Origin of the sequence: Rickettsia endosymbiont of Urophora cardui, from assembly GCF_964030725.1 — a bacterium.
Classification (GTDB): domain Bacteria; phylum Pseudomonadota; class Alphaproteobacteria; order Rickettsiales; family Rickettsiaceae; genus Rickettsia.
In genome coordinates this window covers 67,313-80,180 of record NZ_CAXIPY010000004.1, presented here as the reverse complement: position 1 = coordinate 80,180, position 12,868 = coordinate 67,313, and the positions used below count along the sequence as shown (strand labels likewise).

Sequence of the window (12,868 nt, the reverse complement as noted above, 5' to 3'; positions counted from 1 at the left end):
GTCTTCACATACTCATTAAAGATCGGACGGTATTCTTAGGTCTTGAAATTAATCAATGAACCTGTATTTACAAGGTTGATCTTTGGGTATTCTACTTATTATTAACATAGAAGGTCAAATATGAGTAGCATTATTTTGGGTATAGATATTTCTAAAGCAACATTTGACGTAGCTTTATTAAATGATAATAAAATCAAAACCAAAAAGTTTAATAATACTGCAAAAGGCTTTGCTGCACTAAAACAATGGTTAGAAAAAAAGGGAATAGATACTGCTCACGCTTGTATGGAATCAACAGGTGGTTACGAAGTTAGGTTAGCTCAATATCTTTATGATAATACATTTAAAGTTAGTGTCGTAAATCCAGCTCGCATCAAGGGCTTTGCAATGAGCAAGCTTTCAAGAGTTAAAACTGACAAATCTGATTGTGAATTGATAGCTTCTTTTTGCAAGGCTATGCAACCTGATCTTTGGCAACCAACCCCTATACATATTAAAGAATTACAACAATGGGTAAGACGCTTGGATAGTTTGATTGCTAATAAAAATCAAGAAAATAATAGATTGAGCGGAGCAAGTAAAGCAGTTGCCATTAACATTATGATTCATATTGAATTTCTGGATAAGCAAATTAAGGAAGTAGAAGAACTTATCTCTAATCATATTAAAGGACACAAAGACTTACATGATAAAAGTAAACTTCTTGATTCAATCCCTGGTATAGGAGAAAAAACAATAGGAGTGATACTTGCTTTTCTTGTTGTAGAAAATTTTAATTCTGCAAAACAACTAGCTGCGTTTGTTGGTCTTAACCCAAAGCCAAAACAATCAGGCACTTCTGTCCATGGAATAGGAAAAATATCAAAAACAGGAGATGCTAATTTACGTAAAGCTTTTTATATGCCTGCCATAGTTGCTATAAAACATAATCCGATTATTAAGGATTTTAGTCAACGTTTGAGCAATGTTGGAAAATCTAAAATGGTTATAGTGATTGCTGCTATGCGTAAGTTGCTTCACATAATTTATGGTGTTCTTAATAACAAAACATCTTTTAGTGCAAATATAAAAACCCTGTAAAATAAAATTGAGGTAAAATAATGAAAAAGTTGTTGACACTCAAGACGGTATCTCAACTATTACATATAATCAATTGTCAGATATAAAACCTTAAATACTGCGTCATCATTTGGAAAGATGCGTTTTTCTTAGTAACTTTTCTCAATTGGCTATTCAGCGATTCTATCGCATTTGTAGTGTAAATAATCTTACGAATCTCCTTTGGATATTGCAAGAAAATTATCAAATTATCCCAATTATTATACCAAGATTTAGCTATATGCGGATATTGCTTACTCCATTTTTGATCAAATGACTCAAGAGCTAATTCTGCTTCTTTTTCAGTAGCAGAAGTATAGATTAGTTTCAAATCCGCTGCTAATTGCTTTCTATCTTTATATGATACATATTTGAGGCTATTCCTGATCTGATGGACAATACAAATTTGATGTTCAGTTTTCGGGTATACTGATGCAATAGCATCAGACATGGAAAGTTCTATAATTAATTAAGCCAGATATAATCAATTTTTAATCTCTCAGGGTTTAATTCCCCGAAGCTCTGCTTCGTGATATCATAAGAAACAACTAAAACTTTTTTAGATACCTCGTAGCTCTGCTGCGAGGAGCATCATTTCTTGCAACATTTCTTGTATAATCATACACACTAAAACCCCTTTTGTATTTGAGCGTATTTATATCATAACTTATAAGTTTGGCTATCTTTTTGTCAAAACTTCAGATTCATAGGCTATAGAATAAATAAACTTTGTTATTACTAAAAAAGTATAAAAAAATTGGAATACATTTATGTAAATAAGTAATTTAGAAATTAGTTGGCTGGGACGGGAGGATTCGAACCTCCGGATGACGATACCAAAAACCGTTGCCTTACCACTTGGCGACGTCCCAATGTATGAATTTGCTGTGTTGATGTCATTCCCGCATAGGCGAGAATCCATTAAATTATACTAATGCTAGTATAATTTTGACTGGATCCCGTGGACAAGCAACTAGATGACACCGATGTTTAAGTTGACGCCTGTGCATATTAAACAATATGTGACATAGTTATAGACTTTATACCAATAAATAGCGGAAACGTCAATTACAATAATAGCTATAAAAATAAATTTATTGCATTATCAAACCACTTCTGAGCAGCTGGGGATAATAAATGATGAATTTGTGTTTTAATTTTCTGATAATAATGCTTTATATAACTTATTTCATCATTATTAAGCAATTTAACATCAATCAATTCTTTGGCATAAGGCACTAAGCTTAGAGTTTCAAACTCTAGCCAGCCGTTATTTTCTTTTACATATATTAAATTTTCAATCCTAATACCATATTCCCCAGGAATATAAAACCCTGGTTCGTTGGATAAAATCATACCAGCTTGCAAAATCGTTTTATTACGAAGATTTATACTTTGCGGACCTTCGTGAACGCTTAAGAAGCTTCCAACGCCATGCCCTGTGCCATGAGGATAATCCAGCTCGTCTTGCCATAAATATTGCCGTGCTAAGATATCAAGATTTGCTCCCGTAATGATATTTTTAGGGAATTTGGCTTTAGCTAAAGCAATATGCCCTTTAAGCACCTGCGTATAACGCTCTTTCTGTTCATCGGTAGCGATGCCTATCATAATTGTTCTTGTTATATCAGTAGTAGCACCCTTATATTGACCGCCTGAATCAATAAGCAATATCCCCTGCCCTTCAATCTTCTTAGCGGTTTTAGCGTCAGCTCTGTAATGAATGACTGCACTATTTTCCCTAAAGCCACAAATAGCCGGAAAACTATCCGAAACATAGCCCTCCTGCTTGGCTCTATATTCAGTAAGTTTTAGACCGAGAGTATATTCGTTTAATATTTCGTCATTGCAAGCGGTCCCAGACTGTGTGGCAATCTCCTCATATTCTCCTGAGATTGCTTCGTCGACGCTTTGCGTCTTCTCGCAATGACGAGTACTTTCCTCCAACTCAGCAAAAAACTCGCATAAAGCCACTGCATCTTTGATATGAAAGTTTATAGCATGCTTAATTTCTACTTCATTTTTACAGGCTTTAAGCATTAAGCAAGGATCTTTAATTTTATGTACTTTGTTATCTGCTATCAAATCCATTATATGAATAGATGCTATGCTATCATCGATAAAAATATTATCCTGATCTTTTAAGATATTCTCAAATTCTTCTTCAGGTAAAATCGTTATTTCAGGACGCTCTTTAATAATTTCAGGGCTGATTCTTGCAGGATTAATAAATAGATATAACTTTTCAGGAGTAATTATCACTTTAGCAAACATTAAAGGCGTATAAGCAACATCGCTAGCCCGCATATTCAATAGCCAGCATATAGAAGAGCTATCTAGGATGATTAAAGTATATTCTTCGGTATCTATTTTTCTGGATTCCGTGGATAAACCACAGGATGACGTGTTACGGCATTTATTAATCTTCTCTAGATGTGAGATGCCTGCAAACTGAATGTCATGTAAATAAACTTGAGAATTTGGCTCTTGAGGCTGGTTTTGCCAAATTTTATCAATTAGATTACCTTTGCTTTTTTGTAGATTGTCATCCCATGGTTTATCCACGGAATCCAGTAGATTAGCTATAGCAGGGTAAGTAAATAATTCTGGATCATACCCTGCTCTACTTAAATAATCTTTCCAAGCAAATTTAGATATGTCCTTTAAGTCAAAAATCTTATAAAGCTGCGGGTCAAGTTCTTTGCGTGCTTGTTCTAAATACCTACCATCAGTAAAGAATAGCACTATATCTTTGCATATAACAGCCATACCATTTGAGCCGGTAAAACCTGTAATATACTCAAGCCTTTTAGCATATTCAGGTACATACTCGCTCATATATTTATCATTAGACGGAACTATATAACCATCTATGCTATATTCTTTAAACAAACTTCTTAGCGAATTAATACGTTCTTTTACCATAAACTTTTTTTTATTGCCCACTATTATCTAGTTGCTTGTTCGGCTTTGTTGCATGGCTCGAACAAGCCCTGTATATCATTCCTAGCTAAAAGCGGGAATCCAGCATAAAGCGAGATACCTAAGCTTTTAATTTTAACAACTTGCGGCTTTTTATTTTTCTGGATTTCCGCTTCTACGTAGTAGTTTCTGAAAAAAAATAAACATTGTTATTATTAGGTTTTTTCGTCCAGGAAATAATGATGAGATTGCTTCGTCAATTACCTCGTAATTTCCTCGCAATGACGGAAAAACCGATTCACGTGGGCAATGCCATCACGGGGTGACAAAGGAAAAAAGGAAAAATAGAAAATTGAGCCATAGCGGTCGAAGACCGCCTGGCAATAGATAGGATTAGATTAGAAATTTACTCGTACTTTTAAACTACCTGAATGTGCTTCACACTTCTTAGCAAAAGTAGCAGTATAATTAATGCCGTATTCCATCATATTATGTTTTAATGAAAGACCGACACCTAAATTATAATCTACTTTATTACTCTTAAAGTTAATTGTTGGTAAAGCCTCATCTATACCTTGCAATTGAGCGTTAACACTAGGAGTTGTATTTTTCAGAGAATAATTAACAAAGCTATATAATGCAGGTGTTATCGTTAACTTACCTTGATTTATATTCTTAAATGTTCTCACTCCTAATGTGCTGCTTAATTTATTATAATGTTTCTTCGCAACATTTAAATTCTGAAAGTTAGTTCCAGTTTCTTTATATCCAGAATCTTTAATTAAAGAACCTGTCATTCCTAAGCTTGGTGTAATATAGATGTCATTACTTGTATGATAATCATATCCTAAAGACACGCTACCGCTATATAAATGTGATTTATATTTGCTTGATGCTACTTCGTTACCATTACGTACATTTTTACCTCTTATAACACTTTCTGCATAAGATATAGTACCACCTACAAACCAATTATAATTCGGTATATTATATGAACTATATAATGAGAACATATTAGTTCTGGCTTTGTCCACATTACCTGCATTTTGATTTTGCGGCTTTATGCTTGTGTAAGCGTTAGTATATGCTAAACCAAGAAGTAGATTATCGTTTATTAAGGTATCAACACCTATAGTATTACTATGTCCTTTTGTTTTATAACCACTAAAATATTCTGCTGTCTTATTACTTGCTTTATCTTTACTGTGACTAATTGATGCCCTAGCCCATACGCCATGTTGCCATGTATCACCAGCGACATCATCATCACCTACTACTAAAGGTCCATTACTTAACCTGCTATGTATCGCACTCATTGCAGAATTATGAGTATCTGTTAATGCATGTCTTAACGCTGCACGTATAATTTCGCTATTTCGCTCTTTTGGACGATCAGTTAACTTAGAAAAAGCTTCTTTTATTTGCTGCTCCTCAATTAATCCATCAAGACTCTCACTAAATTTTTCTGCATCACTACCTGGTAATGCTTTATTTAATTGCTCGGCAAATTTTTTATCTTTAGCCGCATTAAAAACTTCCTCTTTATCTTCAAAATAATCTTCATCTTCTTGAGTAACGATACCTGCGTGTTTGTTACGAAGCATTTGGGCATCTTTTATATTAGAAAGTAATTCTCTTGCTGATTCTAGAGTCAATTTTTCATCACTCATCTTTGCTAAAACTACAAGATCTTCAGCAGTAAACGCTCCACAAGAAGTGGTATCACTTTGTTGATGTACTTGTAAGTCACGTAATTGGATCTCAGGTCTTAAAGCTCTTATTGCTTCAAGTAATGGTGTAGAAGTATATGAACCACCATTAGGATCGTTATAATATAATGCAGCAACTCCTGATGCATCTTTACGTATTGCTGATGCAGTCCAATGACCACCAAGATTATTATATATTAAAGATACTTTACCATTATTTAAATTATTAGAAACTTCTTGAGCAATTGGTCCTACATAATAATCTGGATCATTTATTCCATTTACCGGTGCAATGTATATATTTGGATTATTACCCATACGATTCTCTACAACATTACGAATATCATCATCCCCATATGATTGGTTAGGATCAACTACGTTGGTAGATAAAGGTCCAGAAAATGATATGCTACTAGTTAGTAACATTAAAGCAAGAGTACAGCGATTTAGTTTATTAAACATACTAATCTCTCTAATATATTGATTTATTTTTAGTTAATGCGTATTATACACATATTTTATTTTTTCTGTCAATCAAATTATTAATCCCTGTTGGGTTAAATTCCCCGTGGCTTGCCACGATTATTTAAAAATTTTTTGTCAAAACTTCAGTTATAAAGCATTTCAACAAAAACAGTTAAAGCTTTTTGGATAGATACCTCGTAGCTCTGCTGCGAGGAGCATCATTTTTTTCGTGTGTATACTGGCTCCCCGAGCCGGACTCGAACCAGCGACCGAACGGTTAACAGCCGTTTGCTCTACCACTGAGCTACCGAGGAACATTAGAAGCATCTGGAAAATTTCAGATAATTCCTTATAACAAATCTTTTTGTTAACGTCTAGCCTTTTCTTTCAATAAAATAAAAAAAGTTATAAAAATACGGCTAGACATATTTTAATTTAACCTAACTATGGCTTTGCTTTTACTTTTGCATAATTTTTTTAGCTTTAGAATCATCTTTCTGATGAACAGTTTTTGATTTTGAATCTTGCTTAGTTGTCTCTACTGCTTTTAGCTTTGTTGGTTTTAAAATCTCTTCTTCTGAAGTTTTGACAAAATCCTTTCCATAAGGAGAAATGTATTCCAATTTTTTTATACTTTTTTAGTAATAACAAAATTTATTTATTCTATTTGGGTACATAATGTATCAAAAACTGTAGCAATTTTGTCTAATAACGCTAATTTAGGATAAGGGATAGATAGAAAGCTTATAGATAAAGGGTTTAAAGGAGATTAATGTTGAGTTATGATAGATTTTTTTAATAAAAGATCAGTAACTCAACATGAAAAGATGTATCATAACTGTATATTATTTAGTAGATAATTTTTGTAAAATATATGAAGAATGGATAGAACACCGTCTATTATCAACAAATCAGCAAAGGCATAGAATAGGAAAATTAAGTCTTGCAGCATTGATGACAATAGTCATATATTTTTATCTATAGCTAACACGGGAAGGTTTTTACCATTGCTTCCGTTATTGCATCACGAAAATCTTTAAAGTTTTTAATCTCTCAGGGTTTAATCTCTCAGGGTTTAATTCCCCGAAGCTCTGCTTCGTGATATCATAAGAAACAACTAAAACTTTTTTAGATACCTCGTAGCTCTGCTGCGAGGAGCATCATTAATTTTTCTCAAGTAATTTTTAAAATTAGCCCAACAGTGTGCAATAGAATTTAAATCTGGAGAATAGACCGGTAGATAAATAAGAGTACAACCCGCTTTTTCTATTAATGTCCCCCTTCGGGGATCAAAAATCCCTCGCCTTTAGGCGAAGGGAAGATATAATGAAATTGCTTTAGCAATGAATTTATATCAAGAAATATGAGAAGTTATAGAAAGAATAGTCATAGTCAGTATGATTTAAAAGTGCATCTTATATGGATACCAAAATATAGGAAGAGAATATTGATAGGCAAAGTATCGGAAAGGACTAGAGATTTACTGAGGCAGATTTGCATGGAACATGAAGTACATATAATTTCAGGGAAAATATCATGTGATCACGTACATATGTTTATCTCATATAAGCCGCAAATATCTCTTAGCAAGTTAGTACAGTATTTAAAAGGCATTAGCTCAAGAATTTTATTGCAAGAATTTACTCATTTACGAGAACAATTTTGGGGCAATCATTTGTGGGCTAGGGGCTATATGGCAGTCAGTTCAGGTAATATAACTGATGAAATGATACAGCACTATATTGATGAACAGGAAGGTGAACCTGTGAATGATGATCGATTTCTAATCGATTCCACTTTATAACCCCTCAGCTTATAGCTGAGGGTTGTTTAGTTCCTTTACCAACGGTGACTTATGAACCTGAATTCTGGATTAATCTAGGTTTGGAAGTAAGTATTTACAAGGGATAGAAGATACTCTATATAATTTTTAGCAAAAAAACAAGAGTATCCCCATGAAGAAAGATATTACTGCATTATTTTGTTTTGTCGATGATTTTTGTAAAATTAGCGAGCAGTGGATTAATAAATCATTTCTACCATTAATTAATAAAAACCCTACAAGAAAGCCTGAAATAAGCTATTCTGAGCTGTTAACAATAGTGCTTTTATACCATCAATCACCTTGTAAACCTGAATTCTGGATTAGCTAATTTTGAGATATAGCAGGTTTGTTAGGTTTCATACAGTATGCAATTAGGGCGGATAAGATATGTACAAAGGCATTCCAAATTGATCTATGTCTTGTATGTTCGATCTCGAAAGCACCCTTCAGCACACTAAATACTGTTTCGATAATTGAGCGTTTGCGTAATAATATTTTTTCAAATAGTGGCATAAGTTTATTCTTCATTTTCTTCTTTATGCCAGTTACTAACTTGATTCCTTTGCTGTATAGATCATCAAAGAGCTCCTGTTTGATATAACCCTTATCGCCAAACAATAATCCCGTGATATGTTTGGTGATTATCGAAACCGGCGCTCTATCATCTACATTACCAGGCGTTAGTTTTAGACCTTGAATCTCACCTTTTTCGTTAATAACCAAATGTAATTTTAGACCAAAAAACCAACTTTTTGTTGTTTTACCCAAGGCAGCAATACCGGCAAAGACTTTATTCTGAAGTTTTGACAAAATCCTTTCCATAAGGAGAAATGTATTCCAATTTTTTTATACTTTTTTAGTAATAACAAAATTTATTTATTCTATTTGGGTACATAATGTGTCAAAAACTGTAGCAATTTTGTCTAATATTGCTGGTTTATACTTACTAATATTATTTGGTAATTCTAGCTTTTTATTAAATGAGGTTTTGGTAATTTGGTTACTTCCATCAAAACTTGATTTTATTGTAATTTCCAACTTACCGTGTTTATTACTTTTGCGTATTACTGGTGCAAATGGTTTGACCTGATGATTATTTCTAATATTTCTATGATCTGGTATCCCTCTGGATATAGACTTTTCTAATATTTCTTCAAGGGCAATTTGTGGCATAGATCTATAAACTTCACTTGGAGACAACATATTGCTATTGATTTTTTTATCCCATGCCCTTACTTTTCTTGCCTTAACTGAAGATTGTGCATGATACAATATGTTGTACGCTAGCATTACGAATAACATATAATCCTCATCTTTATTTGGATCATTCGTTTGAAATTTATCCATCAATAATTTTGACTTACCAAATTTAAAAAAATGCTCAATATCAAACCTTTGTCTATAGTATTCATATACTTCTTTACCACTGATTTTATCTTTTTGTTGGCCAGAAACACATAACCATAAATCTCTGTTATATTTCCTATTTCCTGATGCATCTAACACCTTAACCTGAATAAAATTCAGCGGTTTATCAGACATGATATGCTGTTTCTTGCCCTTGATTAGATAATTCTTAAATAGTGAAATACTAATTGATATGTCACCATTTTTTGTAGCCTTTACTACAGTTTCTTCTGTATCTGGAATCAGTAAATTATCAGAACTACTACAAGAAATCTTAGCTCCATAAGATCTTTTACGACCTCTTGTTTTTTGCTCCTCTATATATATTTTGTAAATACTGCGATTAATTCTTTGGCGGGTTATTGTTACCGTATTTGCTTCATTGTGCAGCGGGTGAATGAAAGATAGAGCGCTATAACCTGCATCACCTACTGTTATATTTAGAGCCTTTTGTGGTATTTGCTTAACAATTTTCATTATTTGTTTGCTACCTTTGCTATACTTATTCTCATCTGATTTTACTCTATTTATAGATATTGGTACAGACCATTTAGGCTGAGCACCGATGCAAACTACACTATATTCATAACCCGCAACTGGTCGGTTATTAGCATTCTGTCTAATATATGTACGATCAATTGCTTTCTTGGAATCTTTCTTGCTACTCACTGTAGTATCTATTTGCAGTAAGTTTTTACCCTCATTAATCAGTTTACTTATTAAGTATTTTTCTATATCTTCTCGAGTCTTAAAACGTTGCTCATCTCTTATATTTAATGATTCATCACGAGCACAGTAAAAATTCTCTATAGCTCTGTATACACTTGACCAACTACGCTGAAAATATTTATTAGTTGTTAATTCAACAACAGATCTTGCTTTAACGCTATCATTAGTTACTAGTGATAGTATTAATTCTAAAACCACATCTTGATTATAGGGGAAAATTTTTTATTTCTTGCAACATTTCTTGCATAATCATACACACTAAAAACCATTTTGTATTTGAGCGTATTTATATCATACTTTATAAGTTTGGTTATCTTTTTGTCAAAACTTCAGTTTATTACGAGAGATTCTTTTTCGATGACAAACCTCTAACTACCTGAATTCTGGATTAATCTAGGCTTGGAAGTAAGTATTTACAAGGGATAGAAGATACTCTATATAATTTTTAGCAAAAAAACAAGAGTATCCCCATGAAGAAAGATATTACTGCATTATTTTGTTTTGTCGATGATTTTTGTAAAATTAGCGAGCAGTGGATTAATAAATCATTTCTACCATTAATAACCAAATGTAATTTTAGACCAAAAACCAACTTTTTGTTGTTTTACCCAAAGCAGCAATACCGGCAAAGACTTTATTACGAGAGATTCTTTTTCGATGACAAACCTCTAAAGATGTGGCGTCAATATAAGAAACTCCCGTAGATTGAGCTGCCTGCATATACCATTCAAGTAATAAAACTAAATAACTCAGAACTCTTGGTTTTAGAGCTATAAAACGAGTATATGATGGAAGAGTTACAAAGTCTGATTTATATAATTGTAGATAGGACATATAAAAATATTTAAAGTTTTTACAAGGTGATTGATGGTATAAAAGCACTATTGTTAACAGCTCAGAATAGCTTATTTCAGGCTTTCTTGTAGGGTTTTTATTAAATGATGCTCCTCGCAGCAGAGCTACGAGGTATCTAAAAAAGTTTTAGTTGTTTCTTATGATATCACGAAGCAGAGCTTCGGGGAATTAAACCCTGAGAGATTAATTCTAATACTATCCCCGTTTTTTCTGAAGCACTGAAAATTTTTACTTTATTTTTCTTCATCTTTCCTCTTAAGTTTATTGCTATTTATTCTAACTTATTGCGGAAACACACTCCTTCATTTTTTTGTCCAATTTTTTCATGTATGGACCTCCTGTAGAATGCAAGAAAAAAATAACATCAATAATAAAAACAAACAAATGCAGTCATGTATCCGGCTTATAGCTGATAAATCAACCTAATTTATTCTACAGCCCTGATGGAATTCGCTGGCTTACAAACTATATACTTATCAGTCCATCGGCTTCTAAAAGAGCCACTGAAAAACGCAGTTTTTTTGTAAGCTAAGGTTTGTCTTATTTACCATCAATATTAATTATCTCAAGCATATTTCGGGTTGGAATCTCTTACATATTGTTTTGCTTTTACCTATTCATTATATAAATCACCATTTATTTTACTTATAAGTGCTATGCTACACACTCTTTAGCTACAAACTTTACTCTCTACATAATCATCTCCTGATCTTAGTACAGCAAACACCACTCTTGCCAACTTATTAGCTATGGCAACTGTCGTTTTATTATGGCTACTTCGCTCAGATAAATTAAACATCCATTTCGTAAATTGGCTAAAATCTTTTTTAGATTTCTGTTCTTCCGATGTAAATCTTATCTTGGCATTTAGTACAGCTCTAGCCCCTTGAATTAATAAAGTGCGTAAGTATACATCACCTCGCTTGCTAATTCCCAGCAGCTTATCCTTCCCACCACTTGAATGTTGTCTTGGCACTAATCCTAGCCATGCCGATAATTGCCTGCCATTCTCAAAACTTGTAGCATTACCTATTGATGCTATTAAAGCAGTAGCAGTAATTAAACCAAGACCAGGTATAGCTCTTAATCGTTGATATTGAGTTAGGTTACTTGCTATCATTGTTAATCGTTTTTCTATCTCTTTTATTTTTCTGTTATTATCTAAGAATTCTTCTTTTAGTTCACTAAATGTTTGATAACTTAACTGGCTTAATTTCCCTGCATCTAAAATCTCAATTAATTTTGTGATAACCTTATTAATGCCTTGAGGAACAATAAAACCAAACTCATGTAGTAGCCCCCTAATTTCATTAGCAAGTGCTGTACGATTTTTTACCAATCTCTCTCTTACCCTATGTATTGATAAAATTTCTTGTTGCTCTATAGTTTTAATTGCAACAAATCTCATATTAGGTCTTGTCACGGCTTCACATATCGCTTCAGCATCTGCTTGATCATTTTTATTAGTTTTAACATATGGTTTGACAAATTGCGGTGCCATTAGTTTTACTTCATGCCCTAATTTAGTTATTTCTCTTGCCCAATAACTAGAACCACCACAAGCTTCCATCCCTACTAAACATTGTGGTAAATTAGCCATAAATGTCAAAACCTGATCTCTCATCAATTTTTTCTTTAATACTGTCTTGCCATTTTTATCTACACCATGAATTTGAAAAATTCTTTTTGCAATATCTATACCAATTGTAGTAACCTCCATATGGACCTCCTTAATTGTTGTTTTAATCTCTCAGGGTTTAATTCCCCGAAGCTCTGCTTCGTGATATCATAAGAAACAACTAAAACTTTTTTAGATACCTCGTAGCTCTGCTGCGAGGAGCATCATTATGTTAAATAT

The 12,868-nt window shown here is 33.1% G+C and carries 8 protein-coding genes, 2 tRNA genes and 5 pseudogenes; 4 read left to right on the top strand and 11 right to left on the bottom strand.

Annotated features, from left to right (window positions below):
• Nucleotides 1-120 precede the first annotated feature (120 nt).
• Nucleotides 121-1,080: a transposase gene (locus AAHI98_RS03515; RefSeq protein ID WP_342224639.1), complete on the top strand. Its 960-nt coding sequence runs from the start codon at nucleotides 121-123 to the stop codon at nucleotides 1,078-1,080.
• A gap of 71 nt (nucleotides 1,081-1,151) precedes the next feature.
• Here AAHI98_RS03515 and AAHI98_RS03510 read toward each other — a convergent pair.
• From AAHI98_RS03510 to AAHI98_RS03485, 6 genes and pseudogenes are all read right to left on the bottom strand, one after another.
• A pseudogene (locus AAHI98_RS03510) lies at nucleotides 1,152-1,543 on the bottom strand (IS256 family transposase); the annotation flags it as partial.
• Nucleotides 1,544-1,895: 352 nt separating this feature from the next.
• Nucleotides 1,896-1,970: transfer RNA gene (locus AAHI98_RS03505), tRNA-Gln, on the bottom strand.
• Nucleotides 1,971-2,178: 208 nt separating this feature from the next.
• Nucleotides 2,179-4,023: an aminopeptidase P family protein gene (locus tag AAHI98_RS03500; protein WP_342225361.1), complete on the bottom strand. Its 1,845-nt coding sequence runs from the start codon at nucleotides 4,021-4,023 to the stop codon at nucleotides 2,179-2,181.
• A gap of 395 nt (nucleotides 4,024-4,418) precedes the next feature.
• The gene (locus AAHI98_RS03495) at nucleotides 4,419-6,191 is read right to left on the bottom strand and encodes an autotransporter outer membrane beta-barrel domain-containing protein (protein WP_342225065.1); all 1,773 of its coding nucleotides are present in this window, start codon (nucleotides 6,189-6,191) and stop codon (nucleotides 4,419-4,421) included.
• Nucleotides 6,192-6,433: 242 nt separating this feature from the next.
• Nucleotides 6,434-6,508 (bottom strand) — tRNA-Asn (locus AAHI98_RS03490).
• Nucleotides 6,509-6,652: 144 nt separating this feature from the next.
• Nucleotides 6,653-6,817, bottom strand: coding sequence for a hypothetical protein (locus tag AAHI98_RS03485; RefSeq protein WP_342225064.1), 165 nt, complete (start codon nucleotides 6,815-6,817; stop codon nucleotides 6,653-6,655).
• A 196-nt stretch (nucleotides 6,818-7,013) separates the two neighbouring features.
• Between AAHI98_RS03485 and AAHI98_RS18460 the strand changes: the two are divergent.
• A pseudogene (locus AAHI98_RS18460) lies at nucleotides 7,014-7,175 on the top strand (IS982 family transposase); the annotation flags it as partial.
• A gap of 136 nt (nucleotides 7,176-7,311) precedes the next feature.
• Here AAHI98_RS18460 and AAHI98_RS03480 read toward each other — a convergent pair.
• On the bottom strand, nucleotides 7,312-7,440 hold the full coding sequence (locus AAHI98_RS03480) for a hypothetical protein (RefSeq protein ID WP_410526206.1): 129 nt from the start codon (nucleotides 7,438-7,440) through the stop codon (nucleotides 7,312-7,314).
• Between the two features lie 117 nt (nucleotides 7,441-7,557).
• Here AAHI98_RS03480 and tnpA point away from each other — a divergent pair, with 117 nt between their 5' ends.
• Complete coding sequence (gene tnpA, locus AAHI98_RS03475; protein WP_342225063.1) at nucleotides 7,558-7,998, top strand: IS200/IS605 family transposase; 441 nt, start codon at nucleotides 7,558-7,560, stop codon at nucleotides 7,996-7,998.
• Nucleotides 7,999-8,149: 151 nt separating this feature from the next.
• Nucleotides 8,150-8,326: pseudogene (locus AAHI98_RS03470) on the top strand (IS982 family transposase); the annotation flags it as partial.
• Between the two features lie 17 nt (nucleotides 8,327-8,343).
• Here the strand turns inward: AAHI98_RS03470 and AAHI98_RS03465 are convergent.
• The 4 genes and pseudogenes from AAHI98_RS03465 to AAHI98_RS03450 all read right to left on the bottom strand — a co-directional run.
• A pseudogene (locus AAHI98_RS03465) lies at nucleotides 8,344-8,817 on the bottom strand (IS982 family transposase); the annotation flags it as partial.
• Between the two features lie 78 nt (nucleotides 8,818-8,895).
• Nucleotides 8,896-10,353, bottom strand: coding sequence for a transposase (locus tag AAHI98_RS03460; protein WP_342224664.1), 1,458 nt, complete (start codon nucleotides 10,351-10,353; stop codon nucleotides 8,896-8,898).
• Nucleotides 10,354-10,696: 343 nt separating this feature from the next.
• Nucleotides 10,697-11,097: pseudogene (locus AAHI98_RS03455) on the bottom strand (transposase); the annotation flags it as partial.
• Nucleotides 11,098-11,680: 583 nt separating this feature from the next.
• On the bottom strand, nucleotides 11,681-12,730 hold the full coding sequence (locus AAHI98_RS03450) for an IS110 family RNA-guided transposase (protein ID WP_342224642.1): 1,050 nt from the start codon (nucleotides 12,728-12,730) through the stop codon (nucleotides 11,681-11,683).
• Nucleotides 12,731-12,868 lie beyond the last annotated feature (138 nt).